The organism is Mesorhizobium sp. M0954 (assembly GCF_040319155.1).
GTDB lineage: Bacteria > Pseudomonadota > Alphaproteobacteria > Rhizobiales > Rhizobiaceae > Mesorhizobium.
Genome location: NZ_JAMYNR010000004.1, coordinates 250,881 through 273,311, shown reverse-complemented (window position 1 = coordinate 273,311; position 22,431 = coordinate 250,881). Strand labels below are relative to the sequence as shown.

29 protein-coding genes and 2 pseudogenes are annotated in these 22,431 nt (G+C 63.6%); 17 read left to right on the top strand and 14 right to left on the bottom strand.

The window, feature by feature from the left end:
• Nucleotides 1–88: 88 nt before the first annotated feature.
• Complete coding sequence (locus NKH93_RS08080) at nt 89–406, top strand: hypothetical protein (protein ID WP_352920228.1); 318 nt, start codon at nt 89–91, stop codon at nt 404–406.
• Between the two features lie 222 nt (nt 407–628).
• Nucleotides 629–940: a hypothetical protein gene (locus NKH93_RS08075; RefSeq protein ID WP_352467934.1), complete on the top strand. Its 312-nt coding sequence runs from the start codon at nt 629–631 to the stop codon at nt 938–940.
• A gap of 44 nt (nt 941–984) precedes the next feature.
• On the opposite strand, the gene NKH93_RS08070 is transcribed toward NKH93_RS08075, so the two are convergent.
• From NKH93_RS08070 to NKH93_RS08060, 3 genes are all read right to left on the bottom strand, one after another.
• Nucleotides 985–1,590 (bottom strand): DUF6456 domain-containing protein, encoded by a 606-nt coding sequence (locus NKH93_RS08070; RefSeq protein ID WP_352920231.1) that lies wholly within the window; start codon nt 1,588–1,590, stop codon nt 985–987.
• A 65-nt stretch (nt 1,591–1,655) separates the two neighbouring features.
• Nucleotides 1,656–2,291, bottom strand: a complete 636-nt coding sequence (locus NKH93_RS08065) for a high mobility group family protein (protein WP_352685142.1) — start codon at nt 2,289–2,291, stop codon at nt 1,656–1,658.
• Between the two features lie 52 nt (nt 2,292–2,343).
• Nucleotides 2,344–2,604 carry a hypothetical protein gene (locus tag NKH93_RS08060; protein ID WP_352920234.1) on the bottom strand — a complete coding sequence of 87 codons (261 nt, stop codon included), beginning with the start codon at nt 2,602–2,604 and terminating at the stop codon, nt 2,344–2,346.
• Between the two features lie 238 nt (nt 2,605–2,842).
• Between NKH93_RS08060 and NKH93_RS08055 the strand changes: the two genes are divergently transcribed.
• Nucleotides 2,843–3,538, top strand: a complete 696-nt coding sequence (locus NKH93_RS08055) for an XRE family transcriptional regulator (RefSeq protein WP_352457320.1) — start codon at nt 2,843–2,845, stop codon at nt 3,536–3,538.
• A 231-nt stretch (nt 3,539–3,769) separates the two neighbouring features.
• On the opposite strand, the gene NKH93_RS08050 is transcribed toward NKH93_RS08055, so the two are convergent.
• Entirely contained in the window at nt 3,770–4,075 is a 306-nt protein-coding gene (locus NKH93_RS08050; RefSeq protein ID WP_352501226.1) for a hypothetical protein, read from the bottom strand.
• Between the two features lie 171 nt (nt 4,076–4,246).
• On the opposite strand from NKH93_RS08050, the gene NKH93_RS08045 reads away from it, so the two are divergent.
• The 6 genes from NKH93_RS08045 to NKH93_RS08020 all read left to right on the top strand — a co-directional run bounded on the left by NKH93_RS08045 (nt 4,247) and on the right by NKH93_RS08020 (nt 9,730).
• Entirely contained in the window at nt 4,247–4,615 is a 369-nt protein-coding gene (locus tag NKH93_RS08045) for a hypothetical protein (RefSeq protein ID WP_352920236.1), read from the top strand.
• A gap of 73 nt (nt 4,616–4,688) precedes the next feature.
• Nucleotides 4,689–5,147 carry a GNAT family N-acetyltransferase gene (locus NKH93_RS08040; protein ID WP_352920238.1) on the top strand — a complete coding sequence of 153 codons (459 nt, stop codon included), beginning with the start codon at nt 4,689–4,691 and terminating at the stop codon, nt 5,145–5,147.
• A gap of 98 nt (nt 5,148–5,245) precedes the next feature.
• Nucleotides 5,246–5,794, top strand: coding sequence for a riboflavin biosynthesis intermediates N-glycosidase (ybiA, locus tag NKH93_RS08035; protein WP_352834135.1), 549 nt, complete (start codon nt 5,246–5,248; stop codon nt 5,792–5,794).
• A gap of 131 nt (nt 5,795–5,925) precedes the next feature.
• A complete protein-coding gene (gene dinB / locus NKH93_RS08030) occupies nt 5,926–7,167 on the top strand; it encodes a DNA polymerase IV (RefSeq protein WP_352969798.1) in 1,242 nt (413 codons plus the stop codon).
• Between the two features lie 168 nt (nt 7,168–7,335).
• A complete protein-coding gene (locus NKH93_RS08025; RefSeq protein WP_352770568.1) occupies nt 7,336–7,980 on the top strand; it encodes a hypothetical protein in 645 nt (214 codons plus the stop codon).
• Nucleotides 7,981–8,572: 592 nt separating this feature from the next.
• The gene (locus NKH93_RS08020; RefSeq protein ID WP_352472151.1) at nt 8,573–9,730 is read left to right on the top strand and encodes a sulfite oxidase; all 1,158 of its coding nucleotides are present in this window, start codon (nt 8,573–8,575) and stop codon (nt 9,728–9,730) included.
• 188 nt (nt 9,731–9,918) lie between these two features.
• Here NKH93_RS08020 and NKH93_RS08015 read toward each other — a convergent pair whose 3' ends face one another.
• Together NKH93_RS08015 and NKH93_RS08010 are read right to left on the bottom strand one after the other, a co-directional pair.
• A complete protein-coding gene (locus NKH93_RS08015) occupies nt 9,919–10,794 on the bottom strand; it encodes a sigma-70 family RNA polymerase sigma factor (RefSeq protein ID WP_352920246.1) in 876 nt (291 codons plus the stop codon).
• Between the two features lie 44 nt (nt 10,795–10,838).
• A complete protein-coding gene (locus NKH93_RS08010; RefSeq protein WP_352472155.1) occupies nt 10,839–11,150 on the bottom strand; it encodes a hypothetical protein in 312 nt (103 codons plus the stop codon).
• 144 nt (nt 11,151–11,294) lie between these two features.
• Here NKH93_RS08010 and NKH93_RS08005 point away from each other — a divergent pair, with 144 nt between their 5' ends.
• Entirely contained in the window at nt 11,295–11,660 is a 366-nt protein-coding gene (locus NKH93_RS08005) for a VOC family protein (RefSeq protein ID WP_352472157.1), read from the top strand.
• Nucleotides 11,661–11,890: 230 nt separating this feature from the next.
• Nucleotides 11,891–12,115 (top strand): hypothetical protein, encoded by a 225-nt coding sequence (locus NKH93_RS08000; protein ID WP_031213090.1) that lies wholly within the window; start codon nt 11,891–11,893, stop codon nt 12,113–12,115.
• 24 nt (nt 12,116–12,139) lie between these two features.
• On the opposite strand, the gene NKH93_RS07995 is transcribed toward NKH93_RS08000, so the two are convergent.
• From NKH93_RS07995 to NKH93_RS07975, 5 genes are all read right to left on the bottom strand, one after another.
• A complete protein-coding gene (locus NKH93_RS07995; protein ID WP_352920249.1) occupies nt 12,140–13,363 on the bottom strand; it encodes an MFS transporter in 1,224 nt (407 codons plus the stop codon).
• Complete coding sequence (locus NKH93_RS07990) at nt 13,360–14,736, bottom strand: FAD-dependent oxidoreductase (RefSeq protein WP_352920252.1); 1,377 nt, start codon at nt 14,734–14,736, stop codon at nt 13,360–13,362. Before NKH93_RS07990 ends, NKH93_RS07995 begins: the two co-directional genes overlap by 4 nt.
• Before the next feature lie 50 nt (nt 14,737–14,786).
• Entirely contained in the window at nt 14,787–15,119 is a 333-nt protein-coding gene (locus tag NKH93_RS07985) for an ArsR/SmtB family transcription factor (RefSeq protein WP_352920255.1), read from the bottom strand.
• A 69-nt stretch (nt 15,120–15,188) separates the two neighbouring features.
• Nucleotides 15,189–15,611 (bottom strand): arsenate reductase (glutaredoxin), encoded by a 423-nt coding sequence (gene arsC, locus NKH93_RS07980; protein ID WP_352969794.1) that lies wholly within the window; start codon nt 15,609–15,611, stop codon nt 15,189–15,191.
• A gap of 879 nt (nt 15,612–16,490) precedes the next feature.
• Nucleotides 16,491–17,114 (bottom strand): NAD(P)H-dependent oxidoreductase, encoded by a 624-nt coding sequence (locus tag NKH93_RS07975; protein WP_352920260.1) that lies wholly within the window; start codon nt 17,112–17,114, stop codon nt 16,491–16,493.
• 284 nt (nt 17,115–17,398) lie between these two features.
• Between NKH93_RS07975 and NKH93_RS07970 the strand changes: the two genes are divergently transcribed.
• The gene (locus tag NKH93_RS07970) at nt 17,399–18,142 is read left to right on the top strand and encodes an SDR family oxidoreductase (protein ID WP_352834112.1); all 744 of its coding nucleotides are present in this window, start codon (nt 17,399–17,401) and stop codon (nt 18,140–18,142) included.
• Nucleotides 18,143–18,188: 46 nt separating this feature from the next.
• Here NKH93_RS07970 and NKH93_RS07965 read toward each other — a convergent pair whose 3' ends face one another.
• Nucleotides 18,189–18,779: a DUF922 domain-containing Zn-dependent protease gene (locus NKH93_RS07965; RefSeq protein WP_352834109.1), complete on the bottom strand. Its 591-nt coding sequence runs from the start codon at nt 18,777–18,779 to the stop codon at nt 18,189–18,191.
• A 115-nt stretch (nt 18,780–18,894) separates the two neighbouring features.
• On the opposite strand from NKH93_RS07965, the gene NKH93_RS07960 reads away from it, so the two are divergent.
• On the top strand, nt 18,895–19,659 hold the full coding sequence (locus NKH93_RS07960) for a pseudouridine synthase (RefSeq protein ID WP_352920263.1): 765 nt from the start codon (nt 18,895–18,897) through the stop codon (nt 19,657–19,659).
• A 260-nt stretch (nt 19,660–19,919) separates the two neighbouring features.
• Here NKH93_RS07960 and NKH93_RS07955 read toward each other — a convergent pair whose 3' ends face one another.
• Entirely contained in the window at nt 19,920–20,429 is a 510-nt protein-coding gene (locus NKH93_RS07955) for a hypothetical protein (protein ID WP_352920266.1), read from the bottom strand.
• Between the two features lie 134 nt (nt 20,430–20,563).
• Here NKH93_RS07955 and NKH93_RS07950 point away from each other — a divergent pair.
• The 4 genes and pseudogenes from NKH93_RS07950 to NKH93_RS07935 all read left to right on the top strand — a co-directional run.
• Nucleotides 20,564–20,761, top strand: a pseudogene (locus NKH93_RS07950) (pseudouridine synthase); the annotation flags it as partial.
• Nucleotides 20,762–20,906: 145 nt separating this feature from the next.
• Nucleotides 20,907–21,254: an antitoxin Xre/MbcA/ParS toxin-binding domain-containing protein gene (locus NKH93_RS07945; RefSeq protein WP_023680350.1), complete on the top strand. Its 348-nt coding sequence runs from the start codon at nt 20,907–20,909 to the stop codon at nt 21,252–21,254.
• Entirely contained in the window at nt 21,255–21,845 is a 591-nt protein-coding gene (locus NKH93_RS07940; RefSeq protein ID WP_352579470.1) for an RES family NAD+ phosphorylase, read from the top strand.
• 69 nt (nt 21,846–21,914) lie between these two features.
• Nucleotides 21,915–22,202 (top strand): hypothetical protein, encoded by a 288-nt coding sequence (locus tag NKH93_RS07935; RefSeq protein ID WP_352472174.1) that lies wholly within the window; start codon nt 21,915–21,917, stop codon nt 22,200–22,202.
• A 74-nt stretch (nt 22,203–22,276) separates the two neighbouring features.
• On the opposite strand, the pseudogene NKH93_RS07930 reads toward NKH93_RS07935, so the two are convergent.
• A pseudogene (locus NKH93_RS07930) lies at nt 22,277–22,403 on the bottom strand (HAD family hydrolase); the annotation flags it as partial.
• Between the last annotated feature and the right edge of the window lie 28 nt (nt 22,404–22,431).

The window sequence follows — 22,431 nt, the reverse complement described above, 5'->3', positions numbered from 1 at the left end:
TGGGCTCACGCCTCACCACGTCGTGATCGGGTCGAGGCAATCTATATATTTTAGTGGAACCTAATTTAGTCAACGCAATTATGCGTGCGTGAGAAAGCGTGAAATCCAGACCGTCACTGAAAGCCGGCTATCGCGGGATCAGTTGGCCGATGATCCAGTGATTGCAGTCGATTTGACGGAACGGATATTGCAGGCGGCCGACAACGACAGGATTGTCTGCCTCGTCATGGCAACGGAGGAGTTGGAAACCGACCGCATCGAGAAAGCAGAGTCTAAGGAGACCAGGATTGCCGCAAGCTTCGTCCGGGACTTTGAGGTAATGCTGCTTGTTCTTTATGCGGCCTACGCCCTCGCTGTGCTGGGTGCGACCGCGTTCGTTTTGCTGGAACTGGGCCATGTTCTGTAGGCAGACGTCGCCAAAAACGGGACTGACGCGCGATTGCCGCTGTTTGATGAGAGGAGCGGCCACGCTGCGTCGACGATCCGACCCCGGCGCAGCCAGCGGCGTTTTCGCGCCAGCAGGCGCTAAACTTCGGGCTCGTCCGTTCGTTACATCTTGCCAATCTATGGAACGAGGCTGCCCCTCGGGGGTTTTTCTATTAGAGGGACGTTAAAGAAGGAGGTAGCTATGAAGAAGCTCCTGCTTGCCTCGGTGATCGCCATCGCATCGGCGGCTTCCGTGATCGGCCCGGCGAATGCCGGCGGCAGCGTCACAATCGGCATCGGCAACGGCTATGACGACGACGACTATTACTATCGCCACCATCGGTATTCCGATTACGACGATGAGTACGTTCCCCGTTACCGCTATGATGTCTATAACGAGGACTACGCGCCGCGCTACCGGTACCGGTACCACCGGCGCTGCCACACCGAAGTCATCAGGCACTGGCGTCATCACCACCGGATTATCGAAAGAATCCGTGTCTGCCGTCGTTGACGGATCGATCCGGCCGGTAGTGCCGGCCGGATCGGCGGGGCTCCTCATCTCGGCTTGCGCATCAGCATCATGCCGTAATGTACGGCCAATATGTCGAGCCCGATCTTGAGTAGTTTCACCACCACGTCGCGCGGCTCGCCGGCCTGTTCGGCCAGGCTCTTGACCGTTGCGTCGGCACAGCAGACCTTTTGCACGATGCCGACGATCTCCCAGTGGGCAAGCGCCCTGGTGGCTTCGGCATGGTCGCGGCCGGCGGACAGGATGTGTTCGGCGACGCCGCTGCCGGTGCGGCCGCCGTCGACGCGCTCGGCCCAGGCCATCGGCTTGGCGGTTGCCTCGGACGAGTTGCGGAAATCCTGGCGGTAGCGCATGCCCGCCTCGCGCTGCTGGCGCGACAGCGAGGTGAGGCCGCTCAGCGGGTCGACGTTGCGCACCCGCACGATGCCGCCGGTCGCTGTGTGGCCGTCATTGGAGACCTCATAGAGGCGCGCTCCCTCCTGCGTCCCCTTCGCCAGCCGCTTGCGGCCGAACCGGTCGTCCTTCAGTGCGAAATCATGGCCGATCTCCTTGCGGATGCGCACCTGCTCGGCCTCGCCTTTCGGCAATCTCGGTGGCCTGGCTTTGGCCTTTTGGGCGGTTTTGGTGCTCATCGGCTCGGTCCTCCTGGGTTTTGGTCGTCGGGCGCTGGCGAACTTCCAGCCTCATTGCAGCGGGCTCAAATCGCTTCGGCCGGCAGCGTGCGCAGGAAGCGCGCAGCGTGATAGGCGCAGTAGCTTTTCGATGGGTTCGTGCGCATTCCGCAGCACAGCATGTCCAAACCTGGCCGGCTGCCGGGGGCGTCGTTTTCCGCATCCTCCTGCGGCGTCGTGTCGAGCGGCGCGCGGCAGCGCTCGAACAGGCAATCGATGAAGCGCATGGCGGCGAAATGCGGCTGGCGGCCGCCGGCGGCGATCGGGCGCGGCGCCGGCATTTCGAGCGGTGCGCCATCGGTCCCGGTGATCCGAGCCGGACCCGGCTGCCAGGCCGGCGGCGCCAGCCTGGCCGACAGCCTTGCCGGGCGGCAGCGTGGCTCGGCCTTCGGAGCCGACTCCGCTTGATCAGCAGTGCTTGATGGCTCAGGCGCCGAATTTCCGAGCCGGCCGCCAGAGCGTCCGCCACACCAGCCCTTGGATCTGGCAAGGCCGATGGTGCGCAAACGGGCGGTGCGGTGGACGATGCCGATGATGGCTGCACGCGAGGCCGGGCGGCCGCGCAGCGCGGTCAACCGGGTGGCGATCTTCGCTGCCGACAGTCCGCTCGTCAGCCAGTTCTCGATTTGTTCCAGTTCCGAGGCGGAATAGCGGGCGGCCATGATGTTTCATTCCCTGCAAAAATGGTTGTGTGCGGCGCCGGCTTCGCCGGCCTCAGGCTCGAAAGCCGGTCAGCCTTCGCATGGTCTGCTGCGATCGAGCTTCATCTCGGCCGCCCTGCCTTGTTGCGCCGGACACTGCCTTGCCCGTCCGCTTGTCGAAGGCGATGACCGTGCCGTCTTCGGTGCGGATGCAGGAAACCGCGGCTTCCGCATTGCCGGCCGGCAGGTAATTCGTGGCCGGAGCCGGGAGGGGAACGGCTCCGGCCGTTCCGGCCGCTTGCGCTGCCGGATCCGAGGCGCGAGCCTCGGGCATCGTCCCGGCCGGGGAGGAGGACAGCCCCGACGAAGGGGAAAGGGTTGGCACATGCATGGCCCCGGCGATCGGTTGCGCTACCGCCTCCAGGCGAGCGCTGCCGGCGCGCTGAACGGCGGATTCAAGGACCGAAAGCTGGCGAAGCGACTTGTGCATGCCTACATAAGAGCATAACTCAAATCGTAATGCAAGCGATTCTTGCATAGACGAAACCGAATCTTATGCCTCAGATGGAGCCATGGCGAAAACTGCACTGTCGATCAAGGTCGGAGCGGCGATCCGCCGGGCGCGCAAGCAGCGCGGCCTGGTGATGCGTCACATTGCCGAGCACAACGACACCGACGTCGCTGCCGTCGGCAATTGGGAGACCGGGCGCAACCTGCCCAAGACCGAGAACCTTTTGAAGACCGCCGCTTTCCTGCGCGTCGACCCGGTGGCGCTCGGCAAGGGCGAGGTCGTTTTCCTCGAAGATGCCGGACCGGTCGCCGATGCCGAGATCGTCACCGATCCCGGCCCCCTGCCCGCCGGGCCGATGGACATCCAGCTTCTCGGCACCGCCGTCGGCGGCGACGATGGCGACTTCACCTTCAACGGCCAGCCGGCCGGCTATGTCCAGCGGCCGCCGGGGATCCGGCATCTGCGCAATGTGTTTGCGCTGCACGTGCTGAGCGATTCGATGGTGCCGCGCTACGAGCCCGGCGAGATGATCTATTGCGGCGGCCGCGAAGCGTTGCCCGGCGACCATGTGGTGATCGAGACCCTGCCCGAGGAGAACGAGCAAAACGGCAAGGCCTTCATCAAGAAGCTGGTCAAGCGCACCGCCGCCGAGCTGATCGTCGAACAGTACAACCCGCCCAAGACGCTGTCCTTCAACCGCTACGCCATCAAGAACGTCTTCCGCGTCATCCCGCTCAAGGAACTGCTGGGGTATTGAGGAGGCGCCGGCGCGCCCTTCTCCCCTTGGGGAGAAGGTGGATCGGCGCGCAGCGTCGAGCCGGATGAGGGGTGTTGGAAGAAATGAGGCGTTTAAAAATATTCGGATGATTCTAGTCTAAATCCCTACGTCTTCAACTCCGCGATCCGTCCAACACCCCTCATGCGACCGAGCTTCGCTCGGCCACCTTCTCCCACAAGGGGAGAAGGAAGAACACCGTCCCCGTCCCCCTCAAGCCCGCCTCGACTGCAGCTCTCGACCATTGAGCAGGCGCGCCTCGGCGCGGGTCCGTTGCCGGTCGTCGATGAAGGCGGCCTGGATCGAGACGGCGGCGCCCGGCAGGCCGTCGGCCCGGCAGGCCTTGCAGATCAGGCGCCCCGAAAGTGCGGCCAGCGGTGTCTCCGGCATCACCCCATGCCGCTTGAGCTCGGCCGGCTTCCACCACCTGTTGCGGCCGCAGTCGATGCATTCGACGGCAATCGAGACAACATCGGCGATCGTCGCTTCCTTGCCTGCCAATGCCATGGTTATCCCCATCGTTGTTCCTGCTTTGTTCGCAACATTATCGGTTTTTGGAGCGGAGTCGAGTCGGTTCCGCTTACATCAACGTGAAAGTTTAACTTGTTCACTTATTTGAGTTATGCTTATACGTGGTGAGGACCGGAATCGGCGCGAGCAACAGAACCGCGGCCGGCCGGCAGCAAGGGAATGACGATGGACCCAGCCCAGTTCGCCCATGCCTGCGGCTATAGCGGCGACAGCCCGGCCATGCTTGCCGCTTTCGCGGCCATCCGCCAGGACGGCATCCGCAAGGCACGCCAGGGTCATCGCCACCGCAAGGCGGCGATTGACCAGATGAAGCCGAGCCGCGCTCTGTTCCTGGCGGCGATCCGCCCGGCACAGTCGGCCGAGGAGGCACTCGAGGATGCCGCCCGCTTTCTGTCGATGTTCCGCAACATGCCGCACTGGCGACAGGAAAGGCGCGCCGCCGACCTCACCCGCGCCAGGCAGCAGCGCCTCTTCGCCCGCTTCTTCCGCCGCTACGGCCACCGCCTCTGGGCGCTCGAGGCCACCTGAAGGCGCGCGGGCCTCCCTTGCAAGTCAAAACGGATATTGCGATCGCCGACACCGCGCCGTATGTCTCCGCGCGATGAGCGAGATCGAATTCCGTCGCGCGCAGGCGCCCGACCTGCCGGCGATCGTTGCAATGCTTGCGGACGATGTGCTCGGCGCAGACCGGGAAGACCCGTCCACGCCGCTGGCGCCATCCTATCTCGATGCCTTCAGCGCAATCGATACCGATCCCAACCAGTTGCTGGCCGTGGCCGTCGGGGCCGGGCAAGTGGTCGGAACGCTGCAGCTCAGCTTCCTTCCAGGCATTTCGAGAAAAGGCGACTGGCGCGGCCAGATCGAAGGCGTTCGCGTCGTCCGGCAATGGCGCTCGCGCGGCGTCGGCAAGCTGATGATCGAATGGGCGATTGAAACCTGCCGTTCGCGCAATTGCAGCTTCGTCCAGCTCACCACGGACAAAGGTCGACGGGAGGCGCACGCTTTTTACGAGCGCCTCGGCTTCACCGCCAGTCATCTCGGCTACAAGATGGCGCTGTAGATCAGCATTTCATCGCATTCAGCGCCGACCGCTCATCTTCGCTACCCACTCTGGATGGAGCATTGACAAGCCGGCCTTTCGCCCTGCTCCATCCGCCCATGATTTACGACCGAACCTGGCTTGAGAAAACCTTTCGCGCAAAGCCCCGGCAGAAGTTCCTGTTCTTCTGGGGCCATCAGCCGTCTAAGGACGGCCGAATAAGCACGTCGTGCTTCAGCCAGTGGTGGCATGCGCCTTTTACCGTCGATGGCCTGAGCTATCCGACTGCCGAACACTGGATGATGGCCGAGAAGGCACGACTGTTCGGTGATGCTCCGACGGCAACACAAATCCTCAGGGCGGCGAGCCCCAAGCAGGCAAAGCAGCTTGGCCGCCAGGTGAGCGGCTTCGATGGCACCAAATGGGATGCAGACAAATATCGCATCGTGACTGAAGGGAGCTTTCAGAAGTTCCGTCAGAACGCGGCGCTGCGCGAATATCTGTTGTCGACGCATGACCGGGTGCTGGTCGAGGCGAGCCCTGTCGACCGGGTGTGGGGTATCGGCCTTGCGGCGGATGACGAGAGGGCGGTGAACCCGCTGCTGTGGCGCGGCGAGAACCTGTTGGGATTCGCGCTGATGCAGGCCCGCGATCGGCTGCGCGGCTGAACATTTGCCGCGCGCTCGTCATCTGCGGCCGCCTCCGCGCTGCTTGACAATCCACCCAAAATGTTCTCTCTATGTTCTCATCACAACTCGAGACAATGCGGCGTTCGAACCGCCGCGGGCGAACGGGCCGGATGGAAGCCAACATCCTCCACGCGGATCTGGATGCCTTCTATGCCTCGGTCGAACAGTTGCTCGACCCGGCCTTGCGCGGCAAGCCGATTGCCGTCGGCGGCGGCGTGGTGCTGGCCGCATCCTATGAAGCCAAGGCGTTCGGCGTGCGCGGCGGTATGCCGGGACGGCGGGCGCGGGAACTCTGCCCGCAACTCGTCTTCGTCGGCGGCCATTTCAAGGACTATCAGCGGCTGGGCGATGCGGCAATCAAGGTGCTCGGCGATTTCACGCCGGTGGTCGAGCGGATTTCGATCGACGAGGCCTTTGCCGACGTCGCCGGCTGCACCCATTTGTTCGGCTCGCCGGCCGAGATCGCCGGCAAGATCCGCCGCCGCGTGCGGGCCGAGCTCGGCCTGCCGATCTCGGTCGGCGTAGCCCGCACCAAGCATCTGGCCAAGATCGCCTCACAGGTCGCAAAACCGGACGGGCTGGTGGTGGTCGATCCGCGCCACGAGCTGGAATTCCTGCACCACCTGCCGGTCGAGCTGATGTGGGGCGTCGGCCCGGTCACCAGGCAGCGGCTGGCCGGCATCGGCGTCAACACCATCGGCGAGCTGGCGAAGACCAATGGTGGGGCGCTTGAGCGCCTGCTCGGGTCGGCGGCGGGAGAGAAACTCAACGCGCTGGCGTGGAACCGCGATCCGCGCAAGCTCGAGACGCAGCGCCGGGCGCGCTCGGCGGGTGCGCAGTCGGCGCTTGGCCGAAAACCGGCCGAGGAGCAGGTCTTCGTGCCGGCTTTGCTGCATCTGGCCGACAGGGTCGCCACAAGATTGCGGGCGAAATCCCGGCCCGGCCGTACAGTGACGGTTCGCGTCCGCTTTGCCGATTTGCGCTCGGTGACGCGCTCGATCACGCTCGACCAGCCGATATCGGCAACCGCCATGCTGGCCGAGATCGCCGAGGCGCTGGTGCGCAAGGTGCTCATCGACCATCCGCACGAAAAGACAATCTCGCTGCTGGCGATCGCCGTATCGCATCTGGAGCAGCATGCCGGCCTGCAACTGGAACTGCCGCTCGGGCTCGACGACGACCGCCGCCGCCCCGGCACCAGCAAGGGCGCGGCGCGCTGGACCGCGGACCGCGCCGTCGACAAGATCCGCGACCGCTTCGGCTGGGAGGCGGTGGGCTACGCCTCGGTCGCGCTCGGGCTACAGCGGTCGGTTCCCGACGCATTTCGCGAGCTGGCCGAGAAGGAACTGTGAGCCTCGATTACACTTTGGTTGCCAAGTCGCCGGAATGACGTTGAAGGCTGCGCCGTTGTGAATTTATCTTGGGACCAGTTCGTCGTGCACCGGTTTGGGTATCAACCAGACAGGGTAGCACCCGCTCGCAAATCCTTCCGCCCTCACTTCGAACGACAGGAGATCGGCATGGGACAGAACGCCGGATATTTCGCCCTCATCGTTGCCGGACTGGTGACCAATGCAACGACGCTGGCCAAGCCGCTCAACCCGGACCGGGCGATTCCATCCCTGGGCGATATCAACTCGCCGGTGGCCAGCCCGCTGTTCAAGCAGGTCAAGGCCGGGCCGCTGGAGATAAAGCTTGAGGAAACCACGCTTGCCGATGTCGAAAAAGCCTTCGGCGGAGCGATGCACGATGAAGGCGACGCCGGAGATTCACGCCACTGGCTTTGCTATGCCGGCCCCGACGCCGGCGGATCGCCGTCGATCTTCTGGTTCGTCTCCGGCGAGATGGGCGGCTCCGACCACGGTGTCCTGTCCGTCGCCCTGCAGCCGAACCCGGAAGGCAAGGTGCCGGAAGGATGCGCCGGCGCACCTGCCAGCCTGACAGCAATTGAACTCGATACGCCCGGCGTCGGAGCGCCGCTGAGCGACGTGGCCGCGAAATTTGGCGCCGCCAAGCCCGATCGTTACGGCCATTTCGGCTTCGCCGCCTCTTATCCTCCTTCGTCTCCCGACCAGAAGGACACCACGGTCACGCAGACGCTCACCTACACAGCCGGGAACGGCAGGATAACCGGCGTGGCGGTGACGCAAGTCACCACCAATTAGGGTGTCCCCGCTCGGTTGGCGAATGGTTCACGTGTGAATGATCTGCCGCGCCCGAGCCAGGCGGCCTGCTTGCTGGCCACCTCGTTATGCAGATTGGTTCTGATGTGCCGCCCGGGCCCGCCCTCCTCCTGCAAATGCGACATTCGAGGCGGCCCTGGTCGTCAGACCAAAAGCGTTGCGGTGCCCCAGGCAATCAGGGCGATGCCGGCCGCCCGGCCAACCCACGGGCCGGCAGGAAACACCGGTTCGACGAGAACCCGCGAAGGTCCGGAAATGACCCAGAAGCGGGCGTTCGGCAGCGATCAGAGCAGCAACGATTTTGGCAGGACCGGAAATCGGCATGGAATGCTGCAATCATCATCATGTCCCGTCCAAGTTGTGGACAGTTCCTTCTCAAAGGCGCACTCTTAGCATGCGAAACGCGAGCTGGCGTTTCGTGCAACGCTTCACATGCTTGACTTGCGTCGGTGATTATCTGACCTACCCGGATACTTCCGGGTGGGCAGACCTCACATTGTGTCGCCTATCCGTGATCAGGCTACGGCCTAAGGCACGTTGCAGCCCGTTCCGGATCAACTGGGAGGTAAACAACATGCCTGATTTTCAGCGCAGAGAACTTCTTGTTCAAGGAAGCGCGGCTCTTGCCGCAATTGCTGCTCTCTATACCTCGCGCCGGGCTTACGCTTTTCCAACACGGCCGAACGAGGAAGTTATTCGATGGCTGGATCAGCCGACCGAAAATCCCGATCCGGTGGGTATCCAGAAGCAGCTTGTCTGGGAGGATTTGGATAGCTGGATAACGCCAAACGACAAGTTCTTCAGCATCTCGCATTTCAACCGACCAACGATCGACGAGAAGACATGGTCGATGGAGATCGGAGGCCTGGTCAAGAAGCCCCTCGAGTTAACGCTCGCCGACATCAGGGCGCGACCGCGGCAGGAGGTCGTTTTCACAGTGGAATGCTCGGGCAACCACGGGTTTCCCTTTTTCACCGGCGGCATCGGCAATGCTCGCTGGGCAGGGACGCCGCTCGCCCCGATCCTTGAGGAAGCTGGCGTTCTGGAGAAGGGCATCGAGGTCGTCTTTTTCGGTACCGACACAGGCGAGATCCCGATACGCGACGTCAAGATGCAGCAGAACTTCGCTCGTAGCATGTCGCTCGCCGACGCGATGAACCCCGACAATCTCCTCTGCTATGAAATGAACGGGGCCGCCTTGCCGGCGCCCAATGGCTTCCCGGTACGGCTCATTGCGCCAGGCTGGTACGGGATCGCCAACGTCAAGTGGCTAAAGCGCATCGAGGTTCGCGATACGCGGTTCATGAGCCTTCTGATGGCCCGTGACTATGTCACCATCCGGGAGGAGGACCACAACGGCGAGACCGTATGGGCCGAGACGTCAGTCGGGCGAGCGCTGATAAAGTCCGCGCCTGCGAAGGTTACCCGGAAAGATTCAGATTACCGCATCGTTGGGGCAGCCTGGGGGGCGCCGATCGACCGGGTCGAAGTGCAAATCGATCAAGGGCCTTGGACACCAGCGACCATTGACCACAGTGAGGAGGCCGAACACGCCTGGAAAATATGGTCCCTGGCTTGGGCAAATCCCTCTCCTGGAGAACACACCGTGACCTCGCGCGCGGTCAGCACCACAGGACAAATTCAACCGGCGATGGACGATCCCTTGATAGCCAAGAAACACACATACTGGGAAAGCAATGGCCAAGTGACGCGCCGCGTGCGTATCGGCTAGAGGATTCTGCCGCCAAATGGAGTCATGTGGCGTCCGCATAAATGCGGCAAAACAGATAGTTAGAGCGAGTTACCGGTTCTAAGAGAACCGGAACCGCTCTAAGAACGTGCTGCCATGTGGCAATTGCGTTTAGGTCAAACAGCAGGAGGCTGCCTGATCGCCATTTCGCACCATTTCCAGCGCTCTCCTCACCCCTCCACGGCCCTGATCTCCGCGTCGACCAGGCACCAGGGCGCATAGCGGAAGTCGCGGATCTGGATGACCTGATCGTTCCGCCACTCGACCAGCATGAAGCCGCGCACCGCGCCGTCGGCCGCTTGCGGGTGGCGGATCAGGATCGCCGGCCTGTCGTCGACGAAGCCGAGCGACAATGTCCAGTCGCTGATACGGGCATAATTGCCGAAATAGGTCGACACCTCGGCCTTGCCGCGCAGGCGGACGCGGTTGACGACGTCGAGCCGCACGTCCTCGGCGATCAGTGCCCTGACCGCGTCGAAGTCGCGCGCGTTGAACAGGTCGACATAGCGCCGCAGCCGGCGCTCGTCATCGGCGTCGAGCCTCGGCGCAAGCGCCTGTTCGGGCTGCAGCGCCAGCAACTTGAGCTGCGCCCGCCCGCGATGCAGCGCGGCCTTGGTGGCGGCGAGCGTCGCGCCGGTGACTTCGCAGGTCTCATGCAGGCTGAGCCCGAGCACGTCGACCAGGATCACGGCGCTGCGCTGCGGCACCGAAAGCTGCATGAAGGAGCGCAGGCCGGTCTGGGCGGCGAGCCGGCTGTCGGCGCTGCCGGAGGGATCCTCGATCACGCTCATGTCGGCCTCGGTCATGCGCGACCTTTCCCGATTGCGCCGCCGCAGATGATCCTGCGCGGCATTGTGGGCTATGCGAAACAGCCATTGCTCGGGACGTTCGACGATCGCACCCCCGTCGATCGCCTGCAGCGCCTTGATCAGGACCTCCTGGACGATGTCCTCGCCGTCGATCACCGAGCCGGCCATACGCGCGCAGTAGCGATGCAGCCTTGGCCGCAACCCGACGAGCATCACCTCCAAAGTCGCCCTGTTCATTTTCGGCGTAGCGTCCCATTTCTGCGCGAGCGGCATGGCGGGCGCTACCCGGCTTTCTGATCCGCCAGCATACGATAGTTGCCGATGACTTTGACAGGCGATCGCATTGCCGGGGTCGAACGGCGCTGGGCGTGGTTTTCCGCAAATGCCTTGAAGGCGGCAAGCCCGGTCAGCGCCGACGAATCGCCGTCCTGGCCGACGATGTGGACGAACGAGCCGTCGTCCAGCTCGAGCACAAGATAGCACATCGTCGGCGGTGCCGCCTCGCCCAGCGCTTCAAATACTTTTTCGACCAGCACGCGGTTATCTGCCAGGTCGGCTTGGTTCACACCGTATCGAATGAGCGCGTAGTCCATCGTCGTCTCCTGACTGGTTGGTATGAACGAAGGACGACCGGCTGCGCTGAAAAGATTCTCCTTGCCGACGAATCTTTTCGGTTGCCCGCATCGTCTTTCCCGCGTGGGCGGCTGCGCGGCAGCCATCAAGCAGGAGAGACGATCATGCATATCCAGTTTGCCGAGCTTCCGGTGTTCGAGCAGGACCGCGCCAAGGCGTTCTACACCAGGCATCTCGCCTGCCAGGTCATGGCCGACCAGAAGATGGGTGATGGCGGCTGGCGCTGGATCGAGCTGGCATTTCCGCATGCCGTGACGAACCTGCATTTTGTCAGGCGCGCCGACGACGCTCCCGGAGCGGAGCCCGTATTGGTGCTGGTCGACGAAAATGTCGGGGCAATGATCGCGGCGCTGAAGAAGGACGGCGTCGAGATCGTCACCGAACCGCATGAGGCGCCGTGGCAGCCGGGGCGCACGGTGGCGGAGTTTCGCGACAGCGAAGGCAACCGCATGGTCCTCGCCAGCCGCTAAGCCACCGGAGCCCTCTGTCCGGCGGGGCGTCGTACCTAAGTCCTACCTCCGGCCGGACCATCGGCCGTGCTTCCTACCTATTATTATTTCGTGACCGCTGCGCGCCGGAACCTTCCCTTGCATCGGGCGTTCGGGCGCTGTATCGCGATGCCTCATATTTAGGCAGGCGGAGGAAATACGAATAAGGGCGGGTGGCAAAACAAACATGGGCCGGGGAGGAGCATCTTACCATGTCGAACCGTAAAATCGGAATGTCCCACAGTTTGGGGCTGCGCGTCGCTGACCTCAAATCCAGAATGCAAAGTGCCCAGATTACCGAGCATGAGATCAAGACGTTTCAAAAGGTTGCCGCCATTATGGGCGGCGCCAAAGGCTCACTGCGCCTCGATGCGGACGATCTGATCGCCGCGTCTTTCCTTGTCGATCCCTTGGAAGATCTCCCGCTCTCCAGTTGAAGGCGCCGAACGCAGGTCGAAATCCTATCGGGTTTGAACCTGCGATTGCCGCCGGCGGAGCATCCGCCAGCCCAAGCCGCATGCGAGGATGACGTTGGCCAGCGCCAGGCCGGAAAGCGCGGCCAACGTCCCGTGCGGGCCGAAGCGATCCAGCAGCAATGCGCCGGCCGAGGGTGCCGCCGCCTGGGCGATCAGGCTCGGCATGGCGAGGCGGCCCATCAGTCTCGCATAGCCATTCGAGCCGAACAGCGCGAGCGGCAGCGTTCCCCGGGCGATGGATTCGAGGCCGATGCCTGCGCCGTAGAAACCGAGCGCCAGCGGGATGATCGGCATGCCGGCCCAGAGCGTCGAAACGCCGATCGCCACAAACGTAACCGAGGCAAACTTGGTGAAAATCGGATGGTGGTAGCGCGCGATCATCATCTCGATCGCGCGCGCCGCCACCTGTGATGGACCAACCAGCACGCCGAGCCCGACGGCTGCGGCAAGCGCCATGCCGCTGCCTTGCAGGATTGTGAGCAGATGCACCGATAGTGTCGACGAGATCACCGCTGCGAGTGTCAGGGTCGCGGCCAGAACGATCATGATCGACGGATCGGCTTGGTTGTCGAGAATGGGTGCCGCCTTCTTCACTCCCGGTTTGACTGCCGGTTGCGGCGGCTCCCGGGGCAGGATCACCAGATAGAGCGGCAGCGCAATTGCCAGCTGAAAGGCGGCGTAAACCAGGCAGGTGCCGCGCCAGCCGACCTCCCCCAGCAGCAAGGCTGAGATCGGCCAGCAGATGGTGCTCGCAAGGCCGCCGAACAGCGTCAGCATGGTGATGGCGGAGCGCGCGCCCTGGCCGTAGTGGCGGCCAAGCGTCGCGAAAGCGGCATCGTAGAGCCCTGCCCCCATGCCCAGGCCGATGACCAGCCAGGCCGCGATATAGGCCGCAAGATTAGGGGCAAGAGCCAGCCCGATCTGGCCGAGCCCGATGCATCCGGCGCTGAACGCCAGAACGTTGCGGCCGCCATGCCGCTCGATCGACGAGCCGACGCGCGGAGAGATCAATCCTGCCGTGAGCAAGCCGAGAGACAGGCCGCCGACAACCCATGCCAGCGGCCAGCCGGTATCGGAGGAGACTGCCGGCGCGATGACCGCGGGAAGATAGTAGGAAGACCCCCACGCCATGATCTGCGTCAGGCCAAGCGCGGTGATGATCGCGCCGCGGCTGCGCACGATGGCCGGCGAAGGCGGCGAAAAACTCATGCCGCGACGCTGCAGCCACAGCCGCCTTTGCCGACCGCCTTCGCCTTGGCGTCGGCGACACAGCACGCATCCACCACTGCCGGCGCCGGACCGCCGCAGCAACCCTTGTCGGCAATGCCGATCCGCGGCACGGTGCAGACGCCGGTCTCGGGCAGCACAAGCTGGACATTGTCGGCCGCCACCATGTCTCCTGCGATCGCCGCCGCGACCGAGCGGACCTGCTCATAGCCGGTCAGCAGCAGGAAGGTCGGCGCGCGGCCATAGCTCTTGATGCCGACCGTATAGAACCCTTGCTCTGGATGACTGATCTCACGGTGGCCGTGCGGCGGCACGTCGCCGCACGAATGCTCGTTGGGATCGATCAACGGTCCCAGTGCCTTGACGCTTTCCAGCCATGGATCGAGCTCGAGCCGAAGCTCACGGGTCAGCGACAGATCCGGGCGTTGTCCGGTCGCGGCGATGATGCGGTCGACCGGGCCAAGCGCCTGCAAACCGTCCCTGGTCTGGCCTTCGACGACCAGCCGGCCGTTGGCATCGCGGATCGAAACAGCCGCAAAGCCCGTCACCAGCCTGACGCCGCCGCTCTCGGCGAGTTCGCGCACTTCGGCGCCGAGTTCGCCGCGTGCCGGCAATTGGTCGGCATCACCGCCACCGTAGATGCGCACCAGGTCGGTGCCGCGCGTTGTCCAGATGAAAGCGGTGCCGGCCTCCACATTTGCCAGGCTGGCGAGATCCAGCACCGCATTGGCGGCCGAATGGCCGGAGCCGGCGACCAGCGTCGTCTTCCCACCATAAAGGCTGCGGTCGCGGCCGAGAATATCGGGGATGCCGTAGGCGATGCGGTCGGCAAATTCGGCCTCGCCTTCTGCAGGAATTCCGCCGGCGCCGAGCGGGTTCGGCATCTGCCAGGTTCCCGAAGCATCGATGACGGCACGTGCGCTGTCGCGTCTTGTACCATCGGCAGTCTCGACCGCCAGCATGAACGGCCGGTTCTCGCGTCCCTTGCTCAGCACCTTGTCGGCGCCCCAGCGCGAAATGCCGACGACCCGGGCGCCGGTTTCGATCGACGGCGACAATTGCGGAAGCTTTGCAAGCGGCTCGAGATAATCAGCGACGAGGTCGTCCGCGGTTGGGAATGCCTCGGGCTCAGGCATCCGCCAGCCATGCGCCTCGAGCAGGTTTCTAGCCGCCTGATCGACGCAATAGCGCCAGGGCGTGAACACCCGGACATGGCCCCAATCCCTGAGGTTGGATGCAACCGTATTGCCGGCTTCGTAGACTTTGACAGGAATACCTTGCGCGATGAGGTGGACCGCTGCCGCCAGACCGACCGGCCCGGCGCCGATCACCGCGACCGGGAGCTTTTCGATCATTTCCATATCTTCCATCCTTCCGGTAATTTCGAATTATGGTGCCAAAAAAATCACGCCGCCGTCTTGGCCGTCGCTTCCGCCGATGCCGGCGCACAGGTGGCGTCGGCGCAGCATTCGTCCGCGAGGTATCCGATGAGCCCATTCATGGCGGGATAGTTGGCCCGGCAGATCAGCGTCGTCGCCTGCCGCTCCTGCGTCACCAGGCCGGTGTCGACCAGCCGCTTGAGGTGATGCGACAGCGTCGAGGCGGCGATGCCGAGCCTGTCCTGGATGCGCCCGACCGGAAGCCCCTCATCGCCCGCCCGGACCAGGGTGCGGTAGAGCTGCAACCGCGTCGGGTTGCCGAGGGCTTCAAGTTGCAAGGCTGCTTTTTCGAGTCTCATGGAAATAAGCTATTTCCAGAATCGCTGCACGTCAAGCGGATTTCGACAAAAATCGAAATAGGCCGATATCTAGGCGACGCGCTTGCCGCTGGCGTCGATGACGACCTCGCCGTCCTCCTTGGTGAACGGGCCGATATCCGGATTGGGCAGGATATCGAGCACGGCTTCGGAGGGTCGGGCGAGCATGGTGCCGGGCGGCGTCACCACGATCGGCCGGTTGATCAGGATCGGATGCGCCAGCATGAAATCGAGGATCTCGTCGTCGCTCCACTTCGGGTCGCCCAGGCCAAGTTCGGCATAGGGCGTGCCCTTTTCGCGCAGCAATTGGCGCGGCGTCATGCCCATCGCTGCGATCAGCTCGACGAGCTTTTCGCGCGACGGCGGATTTTTTAGATATTCGACCACCTCAGGCTCCTCGCCGGACTGCCTGATCATGGCCAGCGTGTTGCGCGAGGTGCCGCAATCGGGGTTGTGGTAGATGGTGACGGTCATTGCGCGGCCTTCATCTGTCCGATCTGTTTTGGTTCGGCGAGCAGCCACCCTGCAAAGGCCATGGCGAGCAATCGCTTTAGACCTAAAGTTGAATCAGCCCCTTACTTCACGGGTTTGCGCCGCCCCATGCCTGCTTGCTGGCGTCGTTGTAGACGGAGCGAGGGACGCTGCCTTCGACAATTTCGCAAAGCGCCAACGTTGCAAGCATGGCGCCAGCGTTGCGGCCGGGTCTATCTCCCCGTTTATGGCAGGGCTATCGCAGATGGAAAGCGGAGGCTTTCGCTCTACGCTTTCGCTCTACGAAGGACCCACCCCTAACCCCTCCCCACAAGGGGGAGGGAGACTTCCGTCGGCGCCGACCTCGGCAAATTGCCTGCTTTTCGGCGCCAAGGGGAAGTAAAGGCACGCGGCAGCGTTCCCTCCCCCTTGTGGGGAGGGGTTAGGGGTGGGGGTCCCTTCTTCGTAAGAATCCACATGCGATTTGCCCTGCCCCTACGGGAGATGCCAAGTGGGGCGAAGGAATACGAGTTTGCAATCGTTCTGAGCAGCGACCTCGGACGAGCAGGAATTCGGATTTTCTATCGCCACGGCGTATTTTGTTCTTGCTTTGTGCCGGCAGCTATGCTACTAGTTTGGGTATGGTGCTAATTGGCTCCCAACGACCCGCCTCCGAGGCGGGTTTTTCGTTTCAGGCGTTGCAGCGTTCGGTAGGTGGGTCCGTCAAGTCCATATTCGATTGCCCTGCCGTTTACGGGGAGAAACGCCCGGCAGGGCCAGAGGGGCGGCGCCTACTTCGATAACTGGCCGTCCCCAACACCAACCTGGCGCAATCGCCCGTCCAAAGCGATTGCCCGCGCCGGCGACGGCCCACCCGGCTGATCAGCCAGGCACTATGGTGGCGACCGCATCAGCGCGGCCAAGGCCGGCAACCGCTTTTCTGACCCGCTGCAAATGCGCCTGGCGTCCGGCGGCCGAGACGCTGTCCATCCGGTAGAGCGCCAGGAATTTGGTCCGGCACAGCGGATGGCAGACGGAGCGGAAGCCGCGCAGCAGGGTCCGCCGGCCGGGCTGTCCCATGATCCACGACATCAGCGGCGTGGCGCCACATGTGGTCATTGCCATCACCCGGCGTATGTGCCGCAATTTGGGCCGCGGGCCGCGTCGTGCCGTCGGCATCTCGAAAGCGAAGCCCGGCACCAGCACACGCTCCAGCCAACCTTTCAGCATCGCCGGCAGGCCATACCACCAGGTCGGATAGATGAAGACGACCGCCTCCGCCCAGAGCAGCTCCTGCGCATGTTCGTGCACCGGTTGCAGGTTCGCCGCCTTGTCGTGGTAACCGCGCCATTCCTGCGTGCGCATGACCGGATCGAAGCCGGCCGCATAGAGGTCGAGCAGGTGGACCTGGTGTCTGCTTTCGGCAAGCGTCTCCAGCACCGTGTCGCGCACGGCGCCGCTGAAGCTGTCGGCGCAGGGATGGCAATGGACGACGAGGACCTTCATCTGGCGCTCAGACCTGTCGGTCGCGAGAGGATCGCGGGGGTGCATGCAAGCGTCGCATGCAAACAAGCCACCCGCAGACGTAGTCGATCAGCTGTTTTCATGCGAAGCCCCGCAGCCCCCATATCAAGACGCAACACCTCCGGTCGCGTCAAGGCCCGTTCGTGCGCAGACGTGGGCTTGCTGGGGCCAAAACCCTAACGGTGGATTCGGTTTTCGATCAGCATTGTTGCCCGAAAGCCTGCGCCCTAGCTTCACGGCGTGTCCAAAGCGTCAGGAGAGAAAACATGCAGACAGGAAAACTGAGCGGCAAGATCGCCTTGGTGACTGGCGCCTCCTCCGGCATCGGCGAGGCCACCGCCCTGGCGCTGGCGGCCGAGGGCGCCACGCTGGCGATTGCCGCGCGGCGCGCCGAGCGGCTGGACGATCTGGCGAAGCGGATCCGTGAGACCGGCAGCGCGGCACTGCCGATTGCCGTCGACGTCGCCGACGAAGCGCAAGCCACGGCGATGGTCGAGCGGGTCCAGCAGGAGTACGGCCGGCTCGACATGCTGCTTGCGGTTGCCGGGGTCGGCGTCGCCGCGCCGTTCCGCAACACGACGCCGGAAGAATACCGCCGGATGGTCGACGTCAACATCCTGGGCCTGCTTTATCCGATCCATGCGGCACTGCCGTCGATGCAGCGGCAAGGCGCCGGCCACATCGTCGTGGTCTCGTCCGGCACCGGCCGTTACATCCACCCTTCGGTGGTCTATTCCGGCACCAAGCACGCGGTGAGCGCGATGGCGGAATCGCTGCGCCGCGAGATCGGCAAGGATGGCATCCGCGTCACCTGCATCGAGCCTGGCGCCGTCAAGACCGAGTTCACCCAGAATATGCGTGCCGATGTGCGCCAGGCGGTCGAGCAAAGGCTGGACGACATGGAGCAGCTGGAAAGCGAGGATATCGCCGCCGCCATCCTGTATGCGGTGAGCCAGCCGCCACGGGTCAACGTCAACATCCTGACGCTCTATCCGACCGAGCAGGCGTGAGGGCCGCAAAGGTGGTACCCTGCGCCGCCCCCGCAGCCCTGCAGCGTCATCCGCCGGTCATCAGCGTGAACACAAGCTGCCGCAACTTGCCGCCCGGGCCGAAGTCGACCCGGTCGAAATCGCGGCTCGCCTGCCGTTGTGCCTGCGAGATTCCGGCGAGCCGTCTCGTCACTTCGATCCTGATCTTGCTGCAGCCACGGTCATCGGCGACGGTCAGGCCAATGGTGGCCGCCTCGATCTTGTGCACCATGTCGACGATGCTGGCGCCGTGCACCTTCTCGTGGGCGGCGAGGCCGGCTGCGAAAACCTCCCAGTTCTTCTGGATTGCGCCCGGCAGCCGCGCGGCCGGCTTCGGCAAGGTGTAGGTGATGATCAGCTTCGGTCGCGCCGACACCAGCACGCAGGCGTCGCCTTGCGGCTGGTAGTCCCTCACCCAGGTCAGCTTGAAATTGGTATGCGCGATGACGCGGCGCTCGCCGAGCAGCGGCCCGCGCCCGCCGATCGAGGCATAGAGCTCCGGCCCGGATTGCCCTGAGATGGCATAGGTCTCGACCTTCTCGACCGCCTGCCAGCCGGCATGCGCCGGCGATGTCGGCAGGAAGGCGAGCAGCAGGCAAAGGCGAACGGCTGTTTTCATGCAAGTCCTCGCAGCCGCTGCGCACGACGCAAACGATATGCAGTTCCCTTCCGTGGACATAGCCGGCGGCCGGCTATAGTGGGATGCTCGTATACAAGAATCCACAGACAACGCCATGTCGCCACGACCGAACCTTGCCCGGCAACGCCCTGCCCCCGCAGCCAATCCTCCCGGCGTCAGCCTCTGTCGCGCGCTGTCGAAGCTTGGCCTGTGCTCGCGCAAGCAGGCCGAGCTTCTGGTTGCCGAGGGGCGTGTGCGGGTCGCCGGCAAGATCGTGCGCAACGGCTCGATGCGCGTCGATCCAGGCCGCGATCGCATCGAGGTCGACGGCCGCCGCGTCGCCGCCGAGCGCAAGGTCTATCTGATGCTCAACAAGCCGCGCGGGCTGGTCACCACCCGCGACGACCCGCAGGACCGCGGCACCGTCTACGACTGCCTGGCAGGCCTCGACCTGCCTTTCGTCTCGCCGGTCGGCCGGCTCGACAAGGCGAGCGAAGGCCTGCTGTTGATGACCAACGACACGCGCTTCGCGCAGCGCCTGCTCGACCCCGCCTCGCACGTCGCCAAGACCTATCACGTGCAGATCGGTGCGCTGCCCGACGAGGCCATGCTGGCGCGGTTGCGCGCCGGCGCGACCGTCGACGGCGAATTGCTGACAGCCCGCTCGATCGAGCTGCTGCGCGGCGGCACCAGCACCGCCTGGCTGGAGATCGTGCTCGACGAGGGCCGCAACCGCCATATCCGCCGGCTGCTCGCCGCCCACGATATCGAGGTGCTGCGCCTGGTACGGATCGCGATCGGATCTCTGCAACTCGGCGACCTTGCCAAAGGCAAGGCACGCCATCTGAGGGCGGAAGAGCAGGCGCTGCTTCAGGCCTGAACTGCTGGCGGCGACTCGACAGTCAGCCAGCTGCCAGTCGAAGCCCAAGTAACGCAACAAGCAGCGCGGCGGATATCAATCTCTGTCGGTATTACATCCGTCAGCACACCACAGATCGCAGCCGGCGGCTTTGATTTTCTGCATAAAAATCTTGAGCGATTCTTAGGCGGGCATGGGAGCTGGCCAACCGACGGGACAAACAAATCGATCAAAGCCTGGCGATGGTCTCGCGTGATTCAAACCGAAATGTGAGGGGTTCATCAATCTTCATTGTCGGAAGGAGCCTTGGCTTTGCCGCACTGGGCCAGCACCTTGCCGATGGCGGCGGATGAGCCGGCAAGCGGAAAGCTGTTCTCGCCATATTTGCCCGAGGCGACCGTGACCTCGCCCTTGGAGCGCAGCAGGGCCAACAGCGGGTCGGTGCTGCTCAATTCCACGGTGAAGGTGTTGTACATTTCTTCGAGTTGAAGCGTCTTGGTCACCGCCTTGCCGCCGGCCTTGAACGCGAACGAAGCGATGCCGGGTTCCAGTTGCGGACCGCTGTCGCCCAAATCATAGCTCAGCGTCGGCTTGCCGAAACAGGCCAGCGTCAGCTGGGCGCCGCCATTCGATCCGCCGCAGACCGACGCCATCAGCACTTTGCCGCCCTCCTCTTCCTCCAGTTTCGCCGTCCAGCCGCACGGCGCGGCAAACGCCGGCTGCGCCGCTTGCAGGACGACCTGAGCGGCGACGCAACCCGCCACGACGAATTTCGCCAATCCGCTTCGCATGATCTTCCCTTCCCAAGTCATCGAACCATCGTCGGCCACGTGGCATCAAGGACTATACAAAACAAATTGTCCCGTGGCATTACCGGCGACAGGGCGCTGTAGCAATTCAGGCGATTGATTTTCGATCGAGTGGAAGCGGCACCAGCACCGCCTGGCTGGAGATCGTGCTCGACGAGGGCCGCAACCGCCACATCCGCCGGCTGCTCGCCACCCACGATATCGAGGTGCTGCGCCTGGTGCGGGTGGCGATCGGCCAATTGCAGCTCGGCGAGCTTGCCAAAGGCAAGGCACGCCATCTGAGCGCCGAAGAGCTGGCGCTGCTTCAGGCCTGAAGTGCTGGCTCCAGGGCCTTCGCACCGAACGGGTGATTGACATTAACATTCCTGTTTCATATTTTCCTTTTATGAAACCGAAATGCGACAGCGCAATTGAAGGGCTGGTCCGACGCGAAGTGGCTCGGCAGCCGGAGAGAAAAGCATGAGCACGGCGTTGCGGGCGGTCCCCAGGTTCCTGGACGAATTGGGTACGTTTGGCGGCCTCAAGGGAACCGATATTGCAAACATCACCGACGTGTCCAAGGCCACGGTTTCGAGGTGGAAGGCCGGCGACATCAAGCCCCAGCCGCGCAGCGAGCTCATTCTGTCGGACCTGCACTATATCGTCGGCCGACTGCAGGAATTCTACGAGCCAAGCGATATCCGCACCTGGCTTTACGCTCGCCACCCGCAATTGAACGGTGAAAGGGCGATAGATCTCATTCACGACGACCGCGCCCTCGACGTGCTCAAAGTCATCGACCGGCTTGAGAACGAGGTCTTTCTGTAATTGGCGATCGCCGGGCGGATGAGACGAGACAGTCGGCTCATCGATGCTATCGAGGAAATGGTTCCGGTCGAATACTCCGGGACGGTTTGGCGTGTGGTGCGCCAGGGCCGCAGCCCGATCCAGTGCTCGAGCTCCGGCGGCCGTTGGGACGATGGAACGTTCGACGTGCTCTACACCTCGCAAGAGCGCGAAGGTGCCTTGAGCGAGATGCGATTCCACCTGACGCGGGGGCAGCCAGTGATCCCTTCGCGCGTCAGATACAATCTCTTCGAGATCGATCTTGCTTTGGACCGGACGCTCAGACTGCTCGACCTGGCAGCCTTGCAGACCCTTGGCCTCGACACCGCGCGCTACGGGCAGCTTTCGTATCAGGAAAAGCACGCCGAATATCCGAGGTCGCAAGACATCGGCGAGGCCGCGCATTTCCTCGATTATGACGGTCTGATCGTGCCCAGCGCGCGATATGATTGCCTGAACGTCGTCGCGTTTTGTGATCGGCTGCCGGCCGGAGCGATGACGATCAGAACCGATCACGGGGAAATTGCCTGGGCTAGCGGCGGCCCCGCTGCCATCCATCCCCCGCACGGGTGATGCGGCCAACGGAAGTGGCGCGCTAACATTGCCTCCAAGTGCAGAGGTCTAACGCGCAAGGGAGGATCCATGCGTATGCTCCGACTGATACCGACGCTGCTGGCGCTGCTGGCCGTCTTGCCATTGAACGCTGAAGCGACCACGAAGAAGTACCCTAAGGGCCACGGCACGAATTGCGCCGAGAAGGACCAGGCGTGCCAGAAGAAATGCCAGGCTGTGCCGATCGACTACAACAGCGTCAAATCCATCCAGGGGCGCAACGAATGTCTGAATAATTGCACCATCGGCTACGATCAGTGTCTCGGGGCACCCGCCCGAATCCAGGAACAGACAATCCAGGAGGACGCCGCGCAATAGAAGCCCGCCAGAGATGGCTCCAATGCGCAAAACATAGGTGTGATCGAATGACGGCGACAGCCCGCCGGTCGCCTTCATGTGCGGCCGCCGACTTCGTCGACATGGCGCAGCATGTCGTCGGGATCTTCATAGACGCGGAACGTGCCCGATTGGCGGAGCTTCTACGGTGCCGTAGCCGCCGCTGAGCAGGCCGACATCCAGCAGGACCGTGCGATGCGTCACCCGCCGC

Coding starts and splice junctions, on each gene's coding strand:
- NKH93_RS08075 (WP_352467934.1), top strand. CDS start 629: ATGAAGAAGCTCCTGCTTGCCTCGGTGATCGCCATCGCATCGGCGGCT.
- NKH93_RS08070 (WP_352920231.1), bottom strand. CDS start 1,590: ATGAGCACCAAAACCGCCCAAAAGGCCAAAGCCAGGCCACCGAGATTG.
- NKH93_RS08065 (WP_352685142.1), bottom strand. CDS start 2,291: ATGGCCGCCCGCTATTCCGCCTCGGAACTGGAACAAATCGAGAACTGG.
- NKH93_RS08060 (WP_352920234.1), bottom strand. CDS start 2,604: ATGCCCGAGGCTCGCGCCTCGGATCCGGCAGCGCAAGCGGCCGGAACG.
- NKH93_RS08055 (WP_352457320.1), top strand. CDS start 2,843: ATGGCGAAAACTGCACTGTCGATCAAGGTCGGAGCGGCGATCCGCCGG.
- NKH93_RS08050 (WP_352501226.1), bottom strand. CDS start 4,075: ATGGGGATAACCATGGCATTGGCAGGCAAGGAAGCGACGATCGCCGAT.
- NKH93_RS08045 (WP_352920236.1), top strand. CDS start 4,247: ATGACGATGGACCCAGCCCAGTTCGCCCATGCCTGCGGCTATAGCGGC.
- NKH93_RS08040 (WP_352920238.1), top strand. CDS start 4,689: ATGAGCGAGATCGAATTCCGTCGCGCGCAGGCGCCCGACCTGCCGGCG.
- ybiA (WP_352834135.1), top strand. CDS start 5,246: ATGATTTACGACCGAACCTGGCTTGAGAAAACCTTTCGCGCAAAGCCC.
- dinB (WP_352969798.1), top strand. CDS start 5,926: ATGGAAGCCAACATCCTCCACGCGGATCTGGATGCCTTCTATGCCTCG.
- NKH93_RS08025 (WP_352770568.1), top strand. CDS start 7,336: ATGGGACAGAACGCCGGATATTTCGCCCTCATCGTTGCCGGACTGGTG.
- NKH93_RS08020 (WP_352472151.1), top strand. CDS start 8,573: ATGCCTGATTTTCAGCGCAGAGAACTTCTTGTTCAAGGAAGCGCGGCT.
- NKH93_RS08015 (WP_352920246.1), bottom strand. CDS start 10,794: ATGAACAGGGCGACTTTGGAGGTGATGCTCGTCGGGTTGCGGCCAAGG.
- NKH93_RS08010 (WP_352472155.1), bottom strand. CDS start 11,150: ATGGACTACGCGCTCATTCGATACGGTGTGAACCAAGCCGACCTGGCA.
- NKH93_RS08005 (WP_352472157.1), top strand. CDS start 11,295: ATGCATATCCAGTTTGCCGAGCTTCCGGTGTTCGAGCAGGACCGCGCC.
- NKH93_RS08000 (WP_031213090.1), top strand. CDS start 11,891: ATGTCGAACCGTAAAATCGGAATGTCCCACAGTTTGGGGCTGCGCGTC.
- NKH93_RS07995 (WP_352920249.1), bottom strand. CDS start 13,363: ATGAGTTTTTCGCCGCCTTCGCCGGCCATCGTGCGCAGCCGCGGCGCG.
- NKH93_RS07990 (WP_352920252.1), bottom strand. CDS start 14,736: ATGATCGAAAAGCTCCCGGTCGCGGTGATCGGCGCCGGGCCGGTCGGT.
- NKH93_RS07985 (WP_352920255.1), bottom strand. CDS start 15,119: ATGAGACTCGAAAAAGCAGCCTTGCAACTTGAAGCCCTCGGCAACCCG.
- arsC (WP_352969794.1), bottom strand. CDS start 15,611: ATGACCGTCACCATCTACCACAACCCCGATTGCGGCACCTCGCGCAAC.
- NKH93_RS07975 (WP_352920260.1), bottom strand. CDS start 17,114: ATGAAGGTCCTCGTCGTCCATTGCCATCCCTGCGCCGACAGCTTCAGC.
- NKH93_RS07970 (WP_352834112.1), top strand. CDS start 17,399: ATGCAGACAGGAAAACTGAGCGGCAAGATCGCCTTGGTGACTGGCGCC.
- NKH93_RS07965 (WP_352834109.1), bottom strand. CDS start 18,779: ATGAAAACAGCCGTTCGCCTTTGCCTGCTGCTCGCCTTCCTGCCGACA.
- NKH93_RS07960 (WP_352920263.1), top strand. CDS start 18,895: ATGTCGCCACGACCGAACCTTGCCCGGCAACGCCCTGCCCCCGCAGCC.
- NKH93_RS07955 (WP_352920266.1), bottom strand. CDS start 20,429: ATGCGAAGCGGATTGGCGAAATTCGTCGTGGCGGGTTGCGTCGCCGCT.
- NKH93_RS07945 (WP_023680350.1), top strand. CDS start 20,907: ATGAGCACGGCGTTGCGGGCGGTCCCCAGGTTCCTGGACGAATTGGGT.
- NKH93_RS07935 (WP_352472174.1), top strand. CDS start 21,915: ATGCGTATGCTCCGACTGATACCGACGCTGCTGGCGCTGCTGGCCGTC.